This window comes from Streptomyces sp. SAI-170, assembly GCF_049739565.1.
Lineage (GTDB): Bacteria > Actinomycetota > Actinomycetes > Streptomycetales > Streptomycetaceae > Streptomyces.
The window spans coordinates 2,029,787-2,050,975 of record NZ_JBMGQD010000001.1 but is presented as its reverse complement, the minus strand read 5'-3'; the positions used below and the strand labels follow the sequence as shown (position 1 = coordinate 2,050,975).

The 21,189-nt window shown below is 72.2% G+C and carries 18 protein-coding genes and 1 pseudogene; 10 read left to right on the top strand and 9 right to left on the bottom strand.

The genetic code is table 11. From position 1 onward, the window contains the following. Positions 1-6: 6 nt before the first annotated feature. The 6 genes from msrB (at position 7) to RKD23_RS09305 (ending at position 6,034) form a co-directional block, all read left to right on the top strand. Complete coding sequence (msrB, locus tag RKD23_RS09330; RefSeq protein ID WP_424853259.1) at positions 7-414, top strand: peptide-methionine (R)-S-oxide reductase MsrB; 408 nt, start codon at positions 7-9, stop codon at positions 412-414. Between the two features lie 653 nt (positions 415-1,067). Next, on the top strand, positions 1,068-2,201 hold the full coding sequence (locus RKD23_RS09325; RefSeq protein ID WP_424858203.1) for a ThiF family adenylyltransferase: 1,134 nt from the start codon (positions 1,068-1,070) through the stop codon (positions 2,199-2,201). Continuing rightward, a complete protein-coding gene (locus RKD23_RS09320; protein WP_424853258.1) occupies positions 2,165-3,400 on the top strand; it encodes a hypothetical protein in 1,236 nt (411 codons plus the stop codon). Before RKD23_RS09325 ends, RKD23_RS09320 begins: the two co-directional genes overlap by 37 nt. Before the next feature lie 146 nt (positions 3,401-3,546). Then, complete coding sequence (locus tag RKD23_RS09315) at positions 3,547-4,704, top strand: ABC transporter ATP-binding protein (protein ID WP_424853257.1); 1,158 nt, start codon at positions 3,547-3,549, stop codon at positions 4,702-4,704. Further along, positions 4,701-5,369, top strand: a complete 669-nt coding sequence (locus RKD23_RS09310; protein WP_424853256.1) for an ABC transporter permease — start codon at positions 4,701-4,703, stop codon at positions 5,367-5,369. The genes RKD23_RS09315 and RKD23_RS09310 overlap by 4 nt, the downstream gene beginning before the upstream one ends. Then, positions 5,366-6,034 carry an ABC transporter permease gene (locus RKD23_RS09305; protein ID WP_424853255.1) on the top strand — a complete coding sequence of 223 codons (669 nt, stop codon included), beginning with the start codon at positions 5,366-5,368 and terminating at the stop codon, positions 6,032-6,034. Before RKD23_RS09310 ends, RKD23_RS09305 begins: the two co-directional genes overlap by 4 nt. A gap of 11 nt (positions 6,035-6,045) precedes the next feature. Here RKD23_RS09305 and RKD23_RS09300 read toward each other — a convergent pair whose 3' ends face one another. The 4 genes and pseudogenes from RKD23_RS09300 to RKD23_RS09285 form a co-directional block, all read right to left on the bottom strand. Then, positions 6,046-6,645: a GTP-binding protein gene (locus RKD23_RS09300; RefSeq protein ID WP_424853254.1), complete on the bottom strand. Its 600-nt coding sequence runs from the start codon at positions 6,643-6,645 to the stop codon at positions 6,046-6,048. Then, positions 6,632-7,109, bottom strand: a pseudogene (locus RKD23_RS09295) (DUF742 domain-containing protein). Before RKD23_RS09295 ends, RKD23_RS09300 begins: the two are co-directional and overlap by 14 nt. 23 nt (positions 7,110-7,132) lie before the next feature. After that, positions 7,133-7,636: a roadblock/LC7 domain-containing protein gene (locus RKD23_RS09290; RefSeq protein ID WP_424853253.1), complete on the bottom strand. Its 504-nt coding sequence runs from the start codon at positions 7,634-7,636 to the stop codon at positions 7,133-7,135. Further along, positions 7,633-10,041, bottom strand: a complete 2,409-nt coding sequence (locus tag RKD23_RS09285; protein WP_424853252.1) for an ATP-binding protein — start codon at positions 10,039-10,041, stop codon at positions 7,633-7,635. Before RKD23_RS09285 ends, RKD23_RS09290 begins: the two co-directional genes overlap by 4 nt. A gap of 251 nt (positions 10,042-10,292) precedes the next feature. Here RKD23_RS09285 and RKD23_RS09280 point away from each other — a divergent pair, with 251 nt between their 5' ends. Further along, a complete protein-coding gene (locus RKD23_RS09280; RefSeq protein ID WP_424853251.1) occupies positions 10,293-11,252 on the top strand; it encodes an ABC transporter substrate-binding protein in 960 nt (319 codons plus the stop codon). A gap of 76 nt (positions 11,253-11,328) precedes the next feature. Here RKD23_RS09280 and RKD23_RS09275 read toward each other — a convergent pair whose 3' ends face one another. Next, on the bottom strand, positions 11,329-11,763 hold the full coding sequence (locus RKD23_RS09275) for a DUF6114 domain-containing protein (protein ID WP_424853250.1): 435 nt from the start codon (positions 11,761-11,763) through the stop codon (positions 11,329-11,331). After that, positions 11,760-12,440 (bottom strand): DUF6230 family protein, encoded by a 681-nt coding sequence (locus RKD23_RS09270; protein ID WP_424853249.1) that lies wholly within the window; start codon positions 12,438-12,440, stop codon positions 11,760-11,762. Before RKD23_RS09270 ends, RKD23_RS09275 begins: the two co-directional genes overlap by 4 nt. A 395-nt stretch (positions 12,441-12,835) precedes the next feature. Between RKD23_RS09270 and RKD23_RS09265 the strand changes: the two genes are divergently transcribed. Beyond that, complete coding sequence (locus RKD23_RS09265) at positions 12,836-13,483, top strand: Tat pathway signal sequence domain protein (protein ID WP_424853248.1); 648 nt, start codon at positions 12,836-12,838, stop codon at positions 13,481-13,483. Between the two features lie 313 nt (positions 13,484-13,796). Beyond that, positions 13,797-15,599 carry a S8 family peptidase gene (locus RKD23_RS09260; RefSeq protein ID WP_424853247.1) on the top strand — a complete coding sequence of 601 codons (1,803 nt, stop codon included), beginning with the start codon at positions 13,797-13,799 and terminating at the stop codon, positions 15,597-15,599. A gap of 105 nt (positions 15,600-15,704) precedes the next feature. On the opposite strand, the gene RKD23_RS09255 is transcribed toward RKD23_RS09260, so the two are convergent. Both RKD23_RS09255 and RKD23_RS09250 read right to left on the bottom strand, forming a co-directional pair. Further along, the gene (locus RKD23_RS09255) at positions 15,705-16,964 is read right to left on the bottom strand and encodes a cytochrome P450 (protein ID WP_424853246.1); all 1,260 of its coding nucleotides are present in this window, start codon (positions 16,962-16,964) and stop codon (positions 15,705-15,707) included. After that, on the bottom strand, positions 16,961-17,746 hold the full coding sequence (locus RKD23_RS09250; RefSeq protein WP_424853245.1) for an alpha/beta fold hydrolase: 786 nt from the start codon (positions 17,744-17,746) through the stop codon (positions 16,961-16,963). The genes RKD23_RS09255 and RKD23_RS09250 overlap by 4 nt, the downstream gene beginning before the upstream one ends. A gap of 167 nt (positions 17,747-17,913) precedes the next feature. Here RKD23_RS09250 and cyc2 point away from each other — a divergent pair, with 167 nt between their 5' ends. Next, positions 17,914-20,070, top strand: a complete 2,157-nt coding sequence (cyc2, locus tag RKD23_RS09245; protein ID WP_424853244.1) for a germacradienol/geosmin synthase Cyc2 — start codon at positions 17,914-17,916, stop codon at positions 20,068-20,070. A gap of 48 nt (positions 20,071-20,118) precedes the next feature. Here cyc2 and RKD23_RS09240 read toward each other — a convergent pair whose 3' ends face one another. Further along, positions 20,119-21,021, bottom strand: a complete 903-nt coding sequence (locus tag RKD23_RS09240) for an RNA polymerase sigma-70 factor (protein ID WP_424853243.1) — start codon at positions 21,019-21,021, stop codon at positions 20,119-20,121. Positions 21,022-21,189 lie beyond the last annotated feature (168 nt).

Here is a 21,189-nt window from a genome sequence, read left to right as displayed (position 1 = left end):
GGGCTCATGTCGTACGACGTCGAGAAGCCGGACGAGCAGTGGCGCGCGGAGCTGACCCCGGCCGAGTACGCCGTGCTGCGGCAGGCCGCCACCGAGCCCGCGTTCACCGGTGAGTACACCGACACCAAGGCCAAGGGCGTCTACTCCTGTCGCGCCTGCGGCGCGGACCTGTTCACCTCGGAGACGAAGTTCGAGTCGCACTGCGGCTGGCCGAGCTTCTACGACCCGCGGGACTCGGACGCGGTGGAACTGATCGAGGACCGCTCGCACGGGATGGTCCGCACCGAGGTGCGCTGCGCCCGCTGCGGATCTCACCTCGGGCATGTGTTCGAGGGTGAGGGGTATCCGACGCCGACGGACCAGCGGTACTGCATCAACAGCATCGCGCTGCGGTTGGCGCCGGAAGAGGGCTGACTCGTCGGCGGGGGGGCGTTGTGTGACGCCAGTTGTGTGACGCCCACCCGCCGTGTTTCCTTCCGTCGTTCGCGGCTACCGGTCGTCTGTGGCTGGTCGCGCAGTTCCCCGCGCCCCTTCGGGGGCGCGGCCGTTCAGTAGGCGCCGAAGGTGTCCTCCAGTTCACGGCACCATTCGCGCACGAGCCGCTCCGGAGCGGAGGTGGCGGGCCCTTCCGTCAGGGCCTGGCGCAGCATCGCTGCCGCGCGCAGGGGAATGCGGCCGGCCGCGATGCGCAGGGAGACGCTCCCGGGCTGCCGTGAACAGGGCTCGGCGCGACTCCTCCTGAGGGGAGTCGCCCTCGGCCAGGCCGGTGACCTCTCGCGTCAACTGCACGAACGAACCACCGACTTCGACCCCGTGCAGCGAGAACTGCACGACCGGCATGGGCGTCGTACGCCAGCCCGGCGAGGGTGAGGTACGGGGTCCCGCGCATGTCCGCCTCCGGTCAGGACCCGGAGGCGTTCCAAGTCACCGTACAGAAAACGGCGTTGACCGATTCGGCGCGGTCGAGGACCGCGTCTTGGCAAGGCTCGACAGGCCGGGACAGGATGTCAAGGGCACGTTTCCGTCGAACGAAGTCGAACGGAGGAGCCGTGACCACCACGGTGGACATGCTGATACGCCCGCGGATCAAACCCGAGCACCGGCCGTACCGAACCGTCGACGGCCATGTCCGCATCGGCAGCGTGATCCACGGCATCGGCGCGGAGATCCTGGACCCGCAGGGCTGGGTGTGGACCTTGGTGCAGGCGGCGGACGGCTCGCGGGCGCCCGACGCGGTGGTGGCCGAAGTGCTGGGCCGCCATGAAGAGTTGACGAGTGACGATGTCCTCCAGGCCCTCGCCGATCTGCTGGAGGCCGGGTTCGTGGAGGACGCGGGCGCGCCGCTGCCGGCCGAGCTGTCGAAGCGTGAACGCACCCGCTACAGCAGGGGAGTTCCGCTGCTGCGTTGGATGGACCTCGGTCCCCGGGCCGACAGCTGGGAGGTCCAGCTGCGGCTGAAGCGGGCCCGGGTCCTGCTGCTGGGGGTCGGCGGGACCGGGGGACACGTCGCCCAGAGCCTGGTGGCCTCCGGGGTCGGGCATCTGCACTGTGTGGACCCCGACACGGTGGAGCTGTCCAACCTCAACCGGCAGCCCCTCTTCCGCGAGAACGACATCGGCAGACCCAAGGTCGAGGCGGCCCTAGACACCCTGCGCGCGCTGAACTCCGACGTGGCCGTGACGGGGGAGCGCCGGGCGGTCGGCGGACCGGACGACCTCGCGGCGCTGCTGGCGGGCGAACCGGCCTACGACCTGCTGGTGCTCGCCGCCGACAGCCCGCCGGAGATCCGCCGCTGGACGAACCGGGCCTGCCTGGACTCCGGCACGCCCTGGGCGGACGGCGGCTACCGCGGCCCGCTGGTGACGGTCGGGGTGCATGTCCCGGGTCAGGGGGCGTGCTGGGAGTGTCTGCGGGCGGGCGAGGCGGAGCGCCGCGACCTGCGGCTCGGCCCCGGCCAGGACGAGGAGGTGACCTCACCCCGTATGCCCTGGAACCCGGCGAACGCGGTGACCGCCGGGCTGTCCGGAGGCCTGCTCGCCCATGCCGCGCTCGCCCTGCTGACCGGGGTTCCCGCGCTGGAACCGGGGTTCCGCTTCGGCCTGAACCTGATGCTGCCCGGCGACCCGGTCATGGTGCGCTTCCCGCGACGGGCCGACTGCCCGGCATGCGCGGACCTGCCCGCGGCCGGACCGGCACGATGACCGACACGCCGCTGCGCGTCCGGCTGCACGCCCTCGACTCGCGGCAGGACGGCGACGAATGGATCGTCGGCAGGATGAGCACGGGGCGCTTCGTGGCGCTGCCGGACATCGGCAAGCACGCCCTGGACCTGCTGGGACAGGGGCTGACCGTCGGCGAGGTGTCCGCCCGGCTGAAGAGCCGGACCGGGGAGGACGTGGACGTCCCCGACTTCGTCGAGGGTCTGCTGGGCCTCGGCTTCGTGGCCGAGATCGACGGGCGTCCGGTGCCGTCGCCCGTGCCGCCGGAGCCGACCCTGCCCCGCATCCGGCCACGTCACGTCCGCTGGGTGCTCAGCCCGGCCGTGGCGGTGCTGGTCGGCGCCCTGACCGCGGCGGCGGTCACCGCGCAGGCCGCCGGACCGGCCGTCGCGCTGGACCACCGCGCCCTGCTGTGGAGCCCGCACGGCAGCCTGGTGATCCTGGTCGCGGCCACGGCCGGCTGGACGCTGCTGCTGCTCCACGAGTGCGCGCACCTGGTGGCGGCGCGGGCGACCGGAGTGCCCGGCCGGATGCGGCTCGGCACGCGACTGCAGTTCCTCGTCATGCAGACCGACATCAGCGGCATCGAACTCGCCCCGCGGCGGCACCGCCTGACGGCCTACCTCGCGGGCATCGCCGTCAACCTCGGCGTGGCGTCGGCCGCGGTCCTGCTCGCCGCCACGGTGGAGCCGTCGACCACCGGGCACCGCCTCCTGGCGGCCCTCGCGCTGCTGGCCCTGGCTCCACTGCCGTTCCAGTGCATGGTCTTCATGCGGACCGACCTGTACTTCGTGCTCCAGGACCTCACCCGCTGCCGCGACCTCTACGGCGACGGGGCGGCGTACGCGCGCTACGCGGTGCGGCGGATCACCGGGCGTGGCGCGGCCGAGGACGATCCCAGTCTGCGCCTGCCCGCCCACGAGCGCCGGGCTGTACGCGTCTACAGCGTGATCCTGGTCCTGGGAACGGCCCTGTGCCTCGCGTTCCTGGTCACCGTCACCCTGCCCGCGGACCTCACCCTGCTCGCCCGCGCGGCGGCCGGCCTGGGGCCCGACCGCACCGCCCCGCAGAACCTCGACGCGGCCGTCGTCATCACCGTACTCGGCGGACTGCATCTGCTGTGGGCGCGCACCTGGTGGCGCGGGCGACGGGACCGGCGTGCGCGCACCCCCAGCCCCTGACAGAACCGTGGGACCAGCCACGACGAGCCCACAGCCCGGACACAACAGATCCCGGCAGAACGCATCCGCACTCCACACTCCCGCAACACCCGCCGTCTAGACTCACCGGGCGACAACCGCTGCCGAACCACCGGAGGGTCTCCGTCTTGATACGGATGGATTCAGTCACCAAGCGGTACCCGGACGGCACCGTGGCGGTCGACCGGCTCTCCCTCGACATACCCGACCGCGCGATCACGGTCCTGGTGGGACCCTCCGGCTGCGGAAAGACGACGACCCTCCGCATGATCAACCGGATGGTCGAGCCCACCGCCGGCACGATCGAACTCGACGGCGTCGACATACGGCAGCAGCCGGTCAACACCCTGCGCCGGTCCATGGGTTACGTCATCCAGAACGCCGGCCTCTTCCAGCACCGCACCATCCTCGACAACATCGCCACCGTGCCCCGGCTGCTCGGCTGGGGCCGGGCCAAGTCCCGCGAGCGCGCCCGCGACCTCATGGAACGCGTCGGCCTGGACGCCGCGCTGGCCCGCCGCTACCCCTACCAGCTCTCCGGTGGCCAGCAGCAACGCGTCGGTGTGGCAAGGGCGTTGGCCGCCGACCCGCCGGTGCTGCTGATGGACGAGCCGTTCTCCGCCGTCGACCCCGTGGTGCGCAAGCAGCTCCAGGACGAACTCCTGCGCCTTCAAGGCGAGTTGGGCAAGACGATCGTCTTCGTCACCCATGACATCGACGAGGCGGTCAAGCTCGGCACCATGGTCGCCGTGCTGCGCACCGGTGGCCGGCTCGCCCAGTTCGCCCCGCCCGCCGAGCTGCTCACCCACCCCGCCGACGCCTTCGTGGAGGACTTCCTCGGCGCCGACCGCGGCATCCGCCGGCTGTCCTTCTTCGGCTCCGCCGGGCTCGAGCTGCTCACCGCGCCGATCGTGGCCGTCGACTCCACCGCCGAGCAGCTCGCCGCGCGGGACGGCGCCGAGTTCCCCTACCTCCTCGTCACCGACCTCGACGGCAGACCGCTCGGCTGGGGCGAACGCGGCGACCTGGTCGCGGGGGAGATCGAGGCCGGGCGACTCCTGCCGTACGGCCGCCCGTTCGTGCCCGGCGAGGATTCCCTGCGGGCCGCCCTCGACTGTGCCGTGCTGTCGCCGACCGGCTGGGCCGTCGCCGTGGACGCAGAAGGACGCGCCGTCGGCGTCGTCTCCCAGGCGACGATCGGCGAGGCCATCCGAGGCGCCCACGCCGCGGGCCGGGAGGGCGGGGCCGGGGCGTCCGCCCGCAGCGGCGCCAAGGTCGCCCGATGAACCGCTTCTTCGACATCCCCAGCGACCTCCAGCACAGCTGGCTCGGCCTGATCGGGCTGCATCTGCGCGAGGCGCTGCTGCCGGTCCTGGCCGGGCTGCTGCTCGCCCTGCCGCTGGCCCAACTCTGCGTCAGGCTGCGCTGGTTGTACCCGCCCGTGCTGGCGGTGACGACCGTGCTCTACGCGATCCCCTCGCTGGCCTTCTTCGTCGTCCTCATCGACTACACCGGGCAGAGCGAGCTGACGGTGATGATCCCGCTCACCGTCTACACGCTCGTCGTCCTCGTCCCGGCGATCGTCGACGGGGTGCGCTCGGTGCCGCCGGAGACACTCGCCGCCGCGAAGGCGATGGGCTTCGGGCCCGTACGCCGGTACGCGCAGGTGCAGTTGCCCATCGCGGTGCCGGCGATCATCGCCGGACTGCGGGTGGCGACCGTCTCCAGCATCTCCCTCGTCAGCGTCGGCATGCTGATCGGCAACCAGGGCGCCCTCGGCAACCTGCTGCACGACGCCAGCATCTACAACCGGCCCGAGCTGGCCTGGAACGCCGTGCTCACCATGGCCGCCCTCGCGGTCCTCGTCGACGCCGCCCTGGTCGTCGTACGCGCCCTGCTGACCCCCTGGATGCCCGGAGGCACCCCCTCACGGAAGATCGACAGCCGGTGAACATCCTCGACTTCGCCAGCGCCTTCTTCAGCGACGGCGCCCACTGGCACGGCTACGACGGCATTCCCACGCGCCTCGCCGAGCACGTCCAGTACACCCTTCAGGCGCTGGCGCTGGCCGCCGCGATCGGGCTGCCGGTCGGCCTGGTCACCGGCCACTACGGGCGCGGCGGCAACGTCCTCGCCCTGATCGCCACCGCCGGGCGCGCCCTGCCCACCTTCGGCCTGCTGGTGCTGCTGACCATGACGCTGGGCTTCGGGATGCTGCCGGTGATGGTCCCGCTGGTCGTGCTCGCCGTCCCGCCGATCCTGGTGACCACCTACGAGGCCGTGCGCTCGGTCGACCCCTCCCCGGTGGACGCGGCCCGCGGCATGGGCATGCGCGAGCGGGACATCATGCTGCGCGTCGAGCTGCCCGAGGCGCTGCCGCTGGTCCTCGGCGGGCTGCGCACGGCCGCCGTGCAGATCGTCTCGACGGCCACCATCGCCGCGTACGTCAGCTTCGGCGGGCTCGGCCGCTACATCATCGACGGCCTCTACCAGCGCGACTACGAGAAGGTCGTCGGCGGCGCCACCCTGGTCGCCGCCCTGGCCCTCGCGACCCTGGCCCTGTTCTGGGCTGCGGGCCGCCTCGCGGTGTCGCCGGGGGTGCGCAGAAGCGCGTAGCGCGGCCGGGGTCAGGCCTCCTGCCGGGCCAGGGCCAGTTCCAGCACGGCGAGCAGGGCGTCGCGGACCGAACCGCGGTCGCGGGCGTCGAAGACGACGACCGGGACGCCGTCGGAGACGTCCAGGGCCCAGCGGACCTCCTCCAGGGTGTGCTCGACGCGCCCGTCGAAGGCGTTGAGGGCGACCGCGAAGGGGATGCCGCGGTGCTCGAAGTAGTCGACGGCGGCGTAGCAGTCGTCCAGGCGCCGGGTGTCGACGACCACCAGCGCGCCGACCGCGCCCTCGACGATGTCGTCCCACATGAAGCCGAACCGCTCCTGGCCGGGCGTGCCGAACAGGTAGAGCTTCAGGGTCGGGTCGATGGTGAGGCAGCCGAAGTCCATCGCCACGGTGGTGGTGGTCTTGCGCGGGGTGTGGGTCAGGTCGTCCACGCCCGCCGCGACCTCCGTGATCGGGGCCTCGGTGGTCAGCGGCTCGATCTCGGAGATCGCGCCGACGGCGGTGGTCTTGCCCACGCCGAAGCCGCCCGCGATCACCAGCTTCACCGGCAGCGGCGGGCGGGCCGCGGTCCGGCCGGCCGGCGGACCGGCGAACTGCTCAGTCGGAGTCACGCAGTGCCCCTCGGGGAGTCGGGGATGGCGCGCAGGCCCTCGATGACCCGGCGCAGGACGGACGCGTCGTGGGTGTCGGCCGTGTCGGGCACGTGCACCGTCAACTGCCCGGCCGCGCGCAGATCCTCGGCTAGCACCCGGACGACGTTCAGATGCAGCCGCAGCCGGGCCGCGAGCTCCGCGATCGACAGCGGCTGCCGGCAGGCGGCGACGATGTCGTGCCGCTCGAAGGAGAGCCCGTCGAGCGCGGCGAGCCCGTCCGCGGTCGCCACCACCTGGGTCTCCACGGGCATGGGCCGGCCGGTCGCGGTGGGCGCCACCCGGCCCGCGGTGAGCAGGAACGGCCGTACGGCGGCGACGGGGCCCTCGGGCCCGGGCTCCGGCACGAGCCCCTCCGCACCGGTGCCGCGGTCCGCCGCACCGGTGCCACGGTCCTGCGCCCCGGTGCCGCGGTCCGCCGCCATGGGGATGTACGTCCTCCCGCCCGTCAGCCCGACCGCACCACGCCGACGCTGTTCTTCAGCTCCAGCACGAGCTGCGGGCTGAGCGCGGCACCGGCGCGGTTGGCGAACAGGGTCATCTCGTAGGCGATGTTGCCGAGTTTGGCCTCCTTGTCGGCGACCACGCCCAGCACGGCGCCGGAGCCGATCGCGGAGACCAGGACATGGCCGCCCTCCAGGTCGATGATGACCTTGTTGAGCGCGCCGAGGCCGTAGTTGCCGGACGCCCCGGCCGCGAGGCTGGTCAGGCCCGAGACGATCGCCGCGAGCCGCTCGGAGTGGGCGCGCTCGCGCAGCTGGGCCACCGCGATGAGCAGCCCGTCGGAGGACACGGCGATGGCGTCCACCACGCCCGCGGTCTCCGTCGCGAAACGGTTCAGCAGCCAGGTGAAGTCCGCCGCGGCCGCCTGCAGATCCTGGGGCTCGGCCGGTGTGGCCGGTACAGCTGGTGCGGCGCCCCCGGTCGGGGTGCCACCTGTCGACGTGCTCACTGCTCCGCTCCTTCCGGGGGGTCGGCCTCTGGACGCGCGCTGTCCCGCTGCCCGGCGCTGTCACGGTGGGCGCGCTCCACCGCCGCCTCGAAGTCCTCCAGCTCACTGCGTACGGCGTCCGCGTCGACGGGGCCCGTGGTGTCCCGCGACGCCACCCGGTGATCGGCTTCCGCAGCCGTGGTCGTACGAAGTGACGCACCCCGTACGCGGCGCCGCAGGGCCTTGCCGGGCGCGGGGCTCGCCTCCGTGCGGGCCTTGGGGATCAGCGGGGCCCCGCTGTCGCCCTCGGCCGGGGCCTCCCGGCGCGGGACGCGGCGGGGCAGCGGGGGGTTGTCCTGCGCGGGCCTGCCCCCGGCGACCGGTGCCTGAGCGGCGCTGCCCGCCACCACCGCAGGGCACGGCCCGGACGCCAGGTCGGCCTTCACCGCCGTACCGCTCGCCACCGCACCCGCCGAGGCCGGGGCCGCCGCTTCACGCGGTGCCAGCAGCGCCCCCGGAACCGTGACCTCCGCCGTGACCCCGCCGCCCCGGGTGCGGGACAGCGTCACCCCGATGCCCCAGCGGCGCGCCAGCGTGCCCACCACGAACAGGCCGAGCACCTTCGTGGGGACGAGGTCCAGCCGCTCACGTCGTACGAGACGGGCGTTCTCCTCGGCGAGCCGTTCGGCGCTCAGGCCCAGGCCGTGGTCGGCGACGGTGACGGTCGCCCCGTCCGCGTCGGCCGCGACCGTCACCTCGACCGGGGTGCCCGAGGGCGAGAACCGTACGGCGTTGTCGAGGAGTTCGGCCACCATCAGGGTCAGGTCGCCGGCCACGTCGGGGGACACCGGCGCCTCCGTGCCGGCGTGCAGGGCGACGCGCCGATAGCCCTCGATCTGGCCGAGCGCGGCCCGTACGACGTCGCTGAGCCGGGTCGGACCGGCGTCCAGGACGGTCTCGCGCAGGCCGGCCAGCAGCATCAGGCTGTCGGCGTTGCGGCGCAGCCGGACCGCGATGTGGTCGATGCGGTAGAGGCGTTCGAGCAGCGCCGGGTCGGTCTCGCCGCGCTCGATCGCGTCGATGAGAGCGAGCTGCCGGGTGGTGAGGTTGCTGACCCGGCGGCCCACGTTGCCGAACATCTCGGCGACGTTGCGGCGGCTGAGCACCTGGCGTTCGAGCAGCGCGGCGGCGGTGGTCTGGACGTGGTCGAACGCGTCGGCGAGGTCGCCGATCTCGTCGCGCGCGGTGACGGGCATCGCGCGCAGCTTCGGCGGGCTCTCGTCCTCGGCGTCCTCGTCGGCGACCCGGGCCAGTTCCCGCCCGGCGACCTCGGCGACCTCCCGCGCGGCCGCGGTGAGGGACCGCACGGGGCGGACGACCGAGCGGCGCACGACGACGGAGAGGGCGAACCAGGCGACGCAGCCGAACAGCGCGAGGCCCAGCAGCAGGCCCGCGCGCCACTGGGCGTCGGTGGCGGCGGCGTCCGCGCGGTCGGCGATCTGCCCGATCAGCGAGGTGGTGACGCCGAGCCGGATGCCGGCCTCGGCCCGGTAGTCGGGGTAGTCGGCGAGGGCCCGCCGGAAGGCGGTGCGCACCTCGTGCGGGGCGGCGGCCTGCACTCCGCTCGGGTCGATGCGCAGCTCGGCGTAGCTCAGGGCGATGGCGGCCTGGGCGCTGTTGTGCTCGATGGCGCGCAGTTGCTCGGCCTGCTCCTCGCCGGCCAGCCGGCTGAACCGGTCGGCCTGGTGGGTGTACAGCTCGAAGGAGCCCACGGCGGCGAGGAGTTGGGTGAGCGCGTTGGAGTCGCGGGTGCTCGCGGCGAAGACGCCGGTCTCGAAGGAGCCGTGCGCGGCGCCCGCGCGCAGCAGGGCGTCCAGCAGGCTGCCGGTCGTGCCCGCGGCGAGCACGGAGCCGCGGCCGAGGCCGAGCCCGTCGATGAGGCCCCGGACGGCGCCCGCGTAGGCCGGGTCGATGTTGTCGGCGGGCAGATAGCCCTGCTCGACCGTGGCGCGCAGCCCGTCCAGGCCCTCCACCTCGCGCAGGGCCTGGGCCTCGGTGCGCGGCAGCCGGTCCCCGAACGCCCGGCGCACCTCGGCGATCTGCCGGTCCACGACCTCCTGCGCGTCGCGGTAGGCCGCGGTGGAGGGCAGGGCGACGCCCTCGGCGGCCTCATGGCGCACCGACAGCAGGATCGCCTGCTGGTGCTCGGCCTCCAGCCGGTCCACCAGCCGGGCGACCTGGGCGCTGTCGCGCACCGACCGCGCCGCCGCGCGGGCGCGCTGCGACTCCTGGAGCAGGTCGGTGACGAGGTAGGCCAGCAGCAGCGCGATCACGGCGAGCGGGACGCCCAGCAGGACGTCGAGCTTGCGGCGCAGCGGCCACCGATCGGCGAAGCCGCGCAGGCCGCTGCGCTCCTTGGGGGACACAGCGCCTCCTTCGGGGCGTGCCGGGACAACGGGGCCGACGCCAACTCCGGGGAGACTACCGCCTCTTGAGGCGCAGGACGGCAGAACGCAAACACAACCGGTCACTTCCCGATGCCAATTGGTGACCAGGCTGCTCTTGACTGACCGAGAACCCGCTGGATTGGATCGACGGGTGTGCGGAGCCCGCACCCCGCACACGCGCAGCGAACGCCCTGCACCGCCCACCGACTTACCGGCCCGGAACGGACATTGTGACTTCCACCGAGAAGAGCAGCTGGACCCTCACGAGACACCCCGGCGTCGCCGTGGCGACGCTCGCCGTCATGGCGACGCTCGTCACGGGATGTGGCTCGGACGACGGCACCTCCGACAACCCGCTGGACGGGGGCGGCGCCGACGGCGACTCGGTCGTCGTCGGTTCCAACAACTTCGCCGAGAGCATCCTGCTCGCCGACATCTACGGCGAGGCCCTGAAGGCCAAGGGCATCGAGGTCACCTACAAGCCGAACATCGGCAGCCGCGAGACGACGTACGGGCTGCTGAAGAACGGCACGATCACCGTGCTGCCCGAGTACAACGGCTCCCTGCTGGCCTATCTGGACCCCAAGGCCGGGCAGGAGTCCGCCCAGGCGGTGAACAGCGCCGTCAAGGCCAAGCTCGACAGCAAGCTGACCCTCCTTCAGTCCTCGCCCGCCGAGGACAAGGACTCCGTGTCGGTCAACGCCGAGACGGCGAAGGAGTACGGCCTCACCGAGAAGTCGACGCTCGCCGACCTCAAGGACATCGCGCCCGAGCTGGTGATCGGCGGCTCGCCCGAGTTCCAGACCCGCCACCAGGGCCTGGTCGGCCTGGAGGCCGAGTACGGCGTGAAGTTCAAGTCCTTCAAGGCGCTGGACGCGGGCGGCCCGCTCACCCAGGCGGCGCTGAAGAAGAACACCGTGCAGGCCGCGGACATCTTCACCACCGACCCGACCATCACCAAGGAGAAGTTCGTCGTCCTCCAGGACCCGAAGAACCTCTTCGGGTTCGCCAACGTCACCCCGCTCGTGTACAAGAGCGGCCTGTCCGAGGAGGGCGTCGCCGCGCTGAACGCGGTGTCCGCCGCGCTCGACACCAAGACGCTGCTGGAGCTGGACTCGCAGGTGCAGCTGGAGAACAAGGACCCGCTGGACGTGGCGAAGGCCTGGCTGAAGTCGGCCGGTCTGGACTGACCTGCCGCCGGACGCCTTCAGGCCGCGGGGAGTGGCGTACGCCATGACGTACGCCACTCCCCGCGGCCTGTGCCGTTCAGTGCGCGGCAGCCGCCCGTGCCGCCCGTGCCTCCCTGCGACGGCGTCGCCGGCCGTGGCGCGGCTCCTGGTCGGGCAGCCAGCCGAAGGCCAGACAGCTGCCGACGCATCCGAGGAGCAGGCCGATCAGGAAGCCGCCGAGGTTCGACGTGGCCCAGGTGCCCAGCGACAGCAGCAGGCCGGTGAGGGAGTAGAAGACGCGCTGGCCGGGGCTGAAGAGCAGCAGCAGACCGCACAGCGTCATCAGCGCCGGCAGCAGATACCCGGCCAGGCCCTGCATGCCGACGTGCAGGACGACCTTCAGGGACGCCTTCATGGTGAGCAGGATCTCCGCCCCGGCGAGGGTGAGCAGCAGCCCGCCCCAGAAGGGCCGGCGGCCCCGCCAGCGGCGGAACGCGGCCCGGGCTCCGGCGCGTTCGGGGCGTGCGGTCACGGGCAGCCCGATTCGCTGAAGCCGAGCTTGAGACCGGGCAGCCGGAACACCGCGGCCGTGGTCGCGTAGTTGGTCTGCCGCAGGTTGTCGATGTGCACGGTGTCGGCCTGCTGGCTGAACACCCCGATGGGTCCCTTGGTCCTGACCTTGTCCAGGGTGCTGGCGTCGTTGCCGATCTCGATGTTGCGGAAGGCGGCGTCGCCGGACAGCTGGGTGGAGTCGGTGGTGAGGTTGCTCGCCGTCACCTTCTCCTTGCCCCAGCCGGCCTTGATCAGCAGGTTGGTGCCGCCGAGGTCGACGCTCTGGCACAGGTCCGTCAGCGTGGCGTCGTCGATCACCGAGGTGACGACGAGGACCTGACCGCCGGTGTCGCCCTCGTTGGGGCTGCCCTCCGCCATGTTGTCCAGCCCGCCGAACTGCGCGAAGCCCGTGCCGTCGAGCGAACTCGCGGTGACGGTGAAGGGCATGCCGGAGATCGCGAACTGCACGCCGAGCGCGCCCTGCGCGGTGAGGATCGCCAGCGTGGCGACTCCGGCGACGGCCACGACGGCGGGCACCGCGGCCCGCCGCAGCCTGACCCGGCCGCGTCTTTCCTGGCCCTGCGTGGGCGTCGCGGCGGCATCGCCGTCCGGTGGTTCGGGTGCGGGGTGCGGGGTGTGGTCCGAGGACGAGGCCATGACTGCTCCCGGTGCGGATGAGTGCGAAGTGGGTTCCAGTGGCGCGGTGTCCTGGCGCGGACGCCGGCCACGGCGGTGCCTCCGCTCGCGAACTCCCGGTGTCCGCAAGGGCTTTCACATGCGCCGCAGTGGCCGTATTCGGGAAGTTACCGGCGGTTACAGGCGGGGTCAACCGTCCGTGCGCAACTGCTGGACCTTTCGTCAGCAGCGTCCGCCGATTTTGTTGTCCTGGGGTCAACTTCCGTTCGAACCATTGACGTTGACTGGTTGTCAGCTCTACAAACACCCTTGCTTCTCCCCGGATCCGTGGCGCCGGATCCGGACCGTCCCGCGGCACGGCCGCGTACCCGGACCGGCACGGCCGCCACCCTCATCCGGAAGCAGAGGCACCCCACATGCGTACTCGCACCCTTCTCCCGCTCGCGGCCGCGGCCGCGGCGTTAACCCTCCCCCTGGCCGCCCCCGCGGGCGCGGTCGCCGGACCCGTGCTCACCACGGGCTCGGCCGGTGGCACCCCCGTCGCCGTCGGCGCCGTCCTGAGCGCCCCGCTGGCCTCGGGCACCGCCGCCACGTTCTACTCCAGCGCCACCGGCACCAGCGGTGTGCGCTGCACGACCTCGCAGTTCTCGGCGACCGTCACCGGCAACCCGACCGCGCCGGGCACCGCCACCGAGTCGCTCACCGCGCACACCTTCGCGGGCTGCACCAGCAACGTCAGCGGAGTCCTCGGCGTCAACAGCATCACCGTGCAGAACCTGCCGTACGGCACCACCGTGACCTCCGCCGGAGTCGTCACGGTCAGCCCGCCGAGCGGCTCCACCATCCGCACCACGGTGTCGCTGCGCACCCTGCTGGGCAACGTCTCCTGCGTCTACCAGGGGGCCGGTCTCACGGGCGCGGCGAGCAACGCCGACAACAGCATCACCTTCTCCAACCAGCCCTTCAGCAAGGTCTCCGGCTCGTCCCTGTGCTTCTCCAACGCGTACTTCAGCGCCAAGTACGCGCCGGTGACCACCTCGGGTGCCGCGGTCTTCGTCAACTGACCCCGCACCGCACTCCGATCCTCCGGCGCGTTCTCGCGCCGGAGGATGCGGATGAAGAGGGGCAAAACCGGTCGGCCGACTGACGGCAAGGGTGGGTTTCCGGCCGGATCGAGGGTTTCCCCTGTACCCCTACGCACACGCCTTTCCCTATCGTTCGAACACAGCCGACCCACAGGTAACCCCCACGTCGGGTCGGTGTAACGCGCCTGGCCGGCCATACGCGAACGCTTTTCGAACAGCCCCCCTCCGCTTCGAGGACGAAGCGCCAGACCGCCGTTCCGCGCTGCCCGGAACGGTCACGAAAGGCAAGCCCTTGCGTACCTCTGCCCCCACCCGGCGAAGACTGGTCTCCGCCGCCGCCGTCACCGCGGCCCTGTTCACCGCGGCCACCGCCACGGTCGCCGTCGCCCAGGACACCGCCTCCCCGACCTCCTCCGCCGACCTCGCGGCCCGCACCGAGGCCGCCCCCGGCACCCCGGCCGAGCGTCTCATCGTCGGCTACAAGTCCGGCGCCGCCGAGGCGAAGTCCAACACGGCCGCCGAGGCCGACGCCGCCGCCAAGGGCAAGGAGGCCGGCGAGAAGCTCGACTTCCAGCGCCGCCTCGGCACCGGCGCCGCCCTCGTCGACCTGGGCGAGGACCTCACCCGGGCGGACGTCGCGGACGTCATCGCCGAGTACCAGGCCGACCCCCAGGTCGCCTACGTCGTCCCGGACCGCCTGAACACGCCCAAGGCCGACCCGAACGACACCGACTACGCCAAGCAGTGGGACCTGTTCGAGACCACCGCCGGCATGCGCGTCCCGGGCGCCTGGTCCACCAGCACCGGCTCCGGCGTGACCGTCGCCGTCATCGACACCGGCTACGTCACCCACTCCGACCTCGCGGGCAACATCGTCGGCGGCTACGACTTCATCTCCGACACCGCCGTCTCCGTCGACGGCGACGGCCGTGACTCCAACCCGGCCGACCCGGGCGACTGGTACGCCGCCGGGGACTGCGGCACGGGCGTCCCCGCCAGCAACTCCTCCTGGCACGGCACCCACGTGGCCGGCACCATCGCCGCCGTCACCAACAACAGCAAGGGCATGGCCGGCATCGCCTACGGCGCCAAGATCTCCCCGCTGCGGGTGCTCGGCAAGTGCGGCGGCTACGACTCCGACATCATCGACGCCATCACCTGGGCGTCCGGCGGCACCGTCTCCGGCGTGCCCGCCAACAGCAACGTCGCCAAGGTCATCAACATGAGCCTCGGCGGCGACGGCGCCTGCACCTCCGCCACCCAGTCCGCGATCAACGCGGCCGTGAACCGCGGCACCACGGTCGTCGTCGCCGCGGGCAACGAGAACGACAACGTGGCCAACCACTCGCCGGGCAACTGCAACAACGTCATCTCCGTCGCCGCGACCGGCCGTACCGGTTCCAAGGCGTCCTACTCCAACTACGGCTCCCTGGTCGACATCTCCGCCCCCGGCGGCGAGATGAGCACCGGCACCGCGAACGGCATCTACTCCACGCTGAACTCCGGCACCAAGACGCCGTCCACCGAGTCGTACGCCTACTACCAGGGCACCAGCATGGCCACCCCGCACATCGCGGGCCTGGTGGCGCTGATGAAGTCGGCGAACTCCACGCTGACCCCGGCGCAGATCGAGTCGGCCATCAAGACCAACGCCCGTGCGCTGCCCGGCACCTGCTCCGGCGGCTGCGGCGCCGGTCTCGCCGACGCCACCAAGACCGTGGCCGCGGTGGCCGGCGGCACCAGCACCGGCACCACCTTCTCCAGCACCTCCTCGGTGGCCATCCCGGACGGCGGCTCGGCGATCGAATCCCCGATCACCGTCTCCGGCGTCAGCGGCAACGCGCCCTCCACCCTCAAGGTCGGGGTGAACATCACCCACACCTACCGCGGTGACCTGGTCATCGACCTGATCGCCCCGGACGGGTCGGCGTACCGCCTGAAGTCCTCCAGCTCCTCGGACTCCGCGGACAACGTCAACACCACCTACACGGTGAACGCCTCCACCGAGGTCGCGAACGGCACCTGGAAGCTGCGCGTCCAGGACGTCTACTCGGCCGACACGGGCACGCTCAACAGCTGGAACCTCACCTTCTGAGGTCACCCGGACAGACGGGCCGGCCGGTGCGGATGGGCGCCGGCCGGCCCGTCCTGGAGCCTCACCCGCCCAGGCCCGGGGCGGGTGAGGGACGATTCAGCGGCGTCAAGTCACGTGCAGGGGGAGTGACTTGACGCCGTTGATGAAGTTGGAGACCAGCCGCCTCGGCTCCCCGGCCGACCACGGCCCCGGCAGCGCCCGCAGCGCCTCCCGGTACAGCACCCGCAGCTGAAGCCGCGCGAAGTGCGCGCCCAGACACACATGCGGACCGTCCCCGAACGCCACATGCGGATTCGGCGCCCTCGACAGATCCAGCCGACCGGGCTCGGCGAAGACCCGCTCGTCCCGGTTGGCCGAGGCATGGAAGACGACCACCTTCTCGCCCGCCCGGATTCTGCGCCCGGCCAGCTCGGTGTCCCGTACGGCGGTACGCCGGAAGGTGAGCACGGGCGGATGCCACCGCAGCAACTCCTCCACCGCGAGCGAGAGTTCGTGCTTCCCGGCGCGCAACTCCCGCTGCGCGTCCGGATGCTCCGCCAGCGCCAGCAGCCCGCCGGGCGCGGCACTGCGCACGGTGTCGTTCCCGGCGACGGTGAGCAGGAAGAAGAACATCTCCAGCTCGCCGTCGGCGAGTTCGGCGTCCTGCGCGAGCACCGTCAGCACGTCGTCGCCCGGCTGCCGCCGCTTGAACGCGGCCAGTTGCCGCGCGTACGCGAACATGTCCCGCAGCATCGCGGGCGACCGCGGATTCACCGGCCGGCCCCGCTCGTCGCGCACCGGCGCCCCCGCCTCGTCCGGGTCCTGGTAGCCGATGACCCGCTGCGTCCAGTGCAGCAGCAGCCCCCGGTCGCTCTCCGGCACACCCAGCAGATCGGCGAGGTTCAGCAGCGCGTAGTCGTCCGTGACCGCGGCGACCACGTCGACCGTGCCGCCCTCCTCCCGCGCCCGCCGCACGGCCTGCGCCCAGAGCGTCCGGGCCCGCTCCTCGACGACCGCGGTGAACCGCTCGATCCGCCCCGGCGTGAACGCCCGGCTCACCAGCCGCCGCAAACCGCCGTGCGCGGGCGGGTCCTGATTGAGCATCATGCGCCGGATGAACGGCAGATCGTCCGGGTCGGGATCCCGGATCTGCGTCGCCCCGGCGTACGACGAGAAGGACGCGGCGTCCTTCAGCACCCGCACCACGTCCGCGTGCCGGGTCACCGCCCAGAAGCCCGGCCCGGCCGGCCAGCCCAGCACCTCCGGCTCCTCCTGCCGGGCCACCGGGTGGTGGTCGCGCAGTACGCGGTAGTCGTCGTAGGGCACACCGACGGCGTAGCGGCGCGGGTCGAAGACGTCCGGGACCGCGGTCTCGGGGACCGTCACGCCGAGCCGCCCTCGTCGTCGGCCCTCAGGAAGTCCTCCACCACCCGGATCAGCTCCAGCGGCGTCTCGTCCATCGCGTAATGCCCCGCGGACACCAGCTCGTGCAGCTCCGCGCGCGGGTACCAGGTCATCCAGGTCTGCCGCATGACGTCCGCCGACAGGGCCGGGTCGAGCGCCCCGGTCACCGCGAGCGCGGGCACCTGCGCGCCCTCCACCCGGGCGTGGAAGTCGTCCAGCGCCCAGGAGTCGAGCCAGGCACGGAACGCCTTGGTGTCGCTGACCTCCAGGGAGCGGGTGACCATCCGGTCCAGCCAGGCGCCGGGGCGGCGCCCGCCGGTCGTGATGTCGATGATGGTGCGCCGGTTCTCCGGCCGGTGCGCGGCGTCCGCGAACAGCTCCCACTGCTCGGGCGGCAGCGCGAGCCCCGACGCCGGGACGGGTGAGACACCGACGATCCGCCGCAGCCGGTGCGGCGCCACGGAGAGCAGCCGCTGCGCGACCGCCCCGCCCATGGAGTGCCCGACCACCGAGAACCGCTCCCAGCCCAGCCGGTCGGCGAGTGCCACCAGATCCAGTGCCGCCTCGGCGGTGGTGTACGGGCCCTCGGTGTCCCTGGCCCGCCCGTAACCGCGCAGATCGACCGGCGCGTACTGGAAGGACGTACGGTCCAGATCCGGGACCACGGCCGCGTACGCGGACCGGTCGGCGAACCAGCCGTGCACGGCGAACACCTTGTGGGCGCCGTCGCCGTGCAGCTCATGAGGCAGCGTGAAGGAGGTCATGCGACCAAGGTGACCGGCGGGCCGCGGCTAGGCAAGAGTGCGTACGGGGCGGGTTGCGAAGTGCCGAAGTGCCGCGAAGTTCCCTGTTTCGACGGTGATTCACGCGATGGAGTGATCATGGGGAGCTGGACGGATGCGTCCCCCGGTCCACGGGTAGGGCCCCGGCCATGACGCAGCCGTTCGAACTCCCGCACTTCTACATGCCGCATCCCGCGCGCCTGAATCCGCACCTCGACGAGGCCCGTGCCCACTCGACCGAGTGGGCCCGCGAGATGGGCATGCTGGAAGGGTCCGGGATCTGGGAGCAGGCCGACCTGGAGGCGCACGACTACGGCCTGCTGTGCGCCTACACCCACCCCGACTGCGACGGCCCGGCCCTGTCCCTGATCACCGACTGGTACGTGTGGGTGTTCTTCTTCGACGACCACTTCCTGGAGACCTTCAAGCGCAGCCAGGACCGGGCCGGCGGCAAGGCCTACCTCGACCGGCTGCCGCTGTTCATGCCGATGGACCTGGCCACGCCGATGCCGGAGCCGGTCAACGCGGTCGAGGCGGGGCTCGCCGACCTGTGGACCCGTACCGTCCCGGCGATGTCGCAGGGCTGGCGCCGCCGGTTCGCCGTCGCCACGGAACACCTGCTGAACGAGTCCCTGTGGGAGCTGTCCAACATCAACGAGGGCCGGATCGCCAACCCGGTCGAGTACATCGAGATGCGCCGCAAGGTGGGCGGCGCCCCCTGGTCGGCCGGACTCGTGGAGTACGCGACCGCCGAGGTGCCCGACGCCGTGGCCGGGACCCGGCCGCTGAGGGTGCTGATGGAGACCTTCTCGGACGCCGTGCACCTGCGCAACGACCTGTTCTCCTACCAGCGGGAGGTCGAGGAGGAGGGCGAGAACAGCAACGGCGTGCTCGTCCTGGAGACCTTCTTCGGCTGCACCACCCAGGAGGCCGCCGACACCGTCAACGACGTCCTCACCTCCCGCCTCCACCAGTTCGAGCACACCGCGTTCACCGAGGTGCCCGCGGTCGCGCTGGAGAAGGGGCTCGGCCCGGCCGAGGTCGCGGCCGTCGCCGCGTACACCAAGGGACTCCAGGACTGGCAGTCCGGCGGCCACGAGTGGCACATGCGCTCCAGCCGGTACATGAACGAGAACGCCGTCTCCGACTCGCCCTGGAACCGCACCTTCGGCGGCGGCGCCGACCTGCGCACCCTGCTCGCCACGGCCGGCGCCGAGCGGCTGCGCGCCCGCACCCACCGGCCGTTCAAGAAGGTCGGCCCGTCGGTGATCCCCGACATCCGCATGCCGTTCGAACTGCGCCTCAACCCCGGCCTGGACAGGGCCCGCGGCAGCCTGCTCGCGTGGTCGCACCGCATGGGCATCCTCAACGAGGGCGTGTGGGACGAGGACAAGCTCGCCTCCTGCGACCTGGCCCTGTGCTCGGCCGGTCTCGACCCGGACGGCACCCAGGAGGCCCTGGACCTCAGCGCCCACTGGCTCGCCTGGGGCACCTACGGCGACGACTACTACCCGCTCGTCTTCGGCCACCGCCGCGACCTCGCCGCCGCCCGGCTCACCACCGAACGCCTGTCCGCGTGCATGCCCCTGGACGGCGAGGAGCCGCTCCTCCCGGTGGGCGGCATGGAGTGCGGCCTGACCGACCTGTGGGCGCGCACCACCGCCGGCATGGACCCGGAGGCCAAGCGCACCCTCAAGGCCTCGGTGAACGTGATGACGGAGGCCTGGCTGTGGGAGCTGGCCAACCAGATCCACCACCGCGTCCCCGACCCGGTCGACTACCTGGAGATGCGCCGCGCCACCTTCGGCTCCGACCTCACCCTCAGCCTGTGCCGGATGGGCCACGCCCCGTCCATCCCGCCCGAGGTCTACCGCAGCGGCCCGGTGCGCTCGCTGGAGAACGCCGCGATCGACTTCGCCTGCCTGCTCAACGACGTCTTCTCGTACCAGAAGGAGATCGAGTACGAGGGCGAGATCCACAACGCGGTCCTGGTGGTGCAGAACTTCTTCGGCTGCGACTACCCGACGGGGCTGCGGATCGTCGCGGACCTGATGAACCAGCGCATGGATCAGTTCGAGCACGTGGCGGCGGTGGAACTGCCCGTGGTGTACGCCGACTTCGCCCTGTCCGGCGAGGACCGCAAGGCGATGGACGGCTATGTGGAGGCACTGCGCAACTGGATGTCCGGCATCCTCAACTGGCACCGCCACGTGGACCGTTACAAGCCGGACTACCTGGCCCGCCGCACCCACGGATTCCTCCCGGACCACGCGCCGGCCCCGGCCCTGTCGCTGCTCGGCGGCTGACCCCCGCGCCCGGCCGGCTCGCCGAACGGCCGGGCGCCCTCGCGGGCTTCAGCGCAGGGTGAGGCTGGTCTCGGCGGTGACGCGGGTCAGCTTCTGCGGGTTGCGGACGTAGTAGAGCCCGGTGATGACGGCGCCCTCGACTTGGGCGGCCAGCACCCCGTCGAACTCCCCGTCCAGGTGCACGAGGAGCGCCGGGGCGCCGTTGACCACGGTGGGGGACAGGGTGATCGCGCGGTCGGTGTTCTTGCCGAGCACGCCGAGCATGAAGCGGGTGACCTTGTCGGCGCCGAGGATGGGCCGCGGCGAGGCCTGCTTGATGCCGCCGCCGTCGTTCATGAGGACGACCTCCGGCGCGAGCACCTCCAGCAGGGCCTGCGTGTCCATGGTCTCGATCGCCCGCCGGAAGGCCTCCAGGGCCGCGCGGGACGCGCTCGCCGGGACCACCTGACGCGGGCGGCGGGCGTCGACATGACGGCGCGCGCGGTGGGCGATCTGGCGGACGGCCGCCGGGGTCTTGCCCACGGCTTCCGCGATCTCGTCGTAGCCCACGTCGAAGGCCTCGCGCAGCACGAACACGGCCCGCTCGGTGGGAGACAGCGTCTCCAGGACGAGCATCATCGCCATCGACACGCTCTCGGCGAGCTCGACGTCCTCGGCCACGTCCGGCGCGGTCAGCAGCGGCTCCGGCAGCCAGGGTCCGACGTAGGCCTCCTTGCGGCGCTTCATGCCGCGCAGCCGGTTGAGGGCCTGCCGGGTGGTGATCCGCACCAGGTACGCGCGCACGTCCCGCACCTGCTCCAGGTCCACGTCGCTCCAGCGCAGCCAGGTCTCCTGGAGGACGTCCTCGGCGTCGGCGGCCGAGCCGAGCATCTCGTAGGCGACGGTGAAGAGCAGGTTCCGGTGGGCGACGAACGCCTCCGTCGCCGGGTCGGCGGTGGCGTGCTCGGTCATCTCTCGGCCCTTCTGCCGCTAAGTCCTTGCCCTCGGCGGCCGTTCACCCGGTGCGGACGGGCGGCGGCGCCCCACGATAGGCACATCGCCGCAGGCCACGCAGCCCGATTCCACCGATCCCCGAGCCGCAGTCTCACTCGTTCGTGGCTCGTCGCGCCGGGGTGCGCC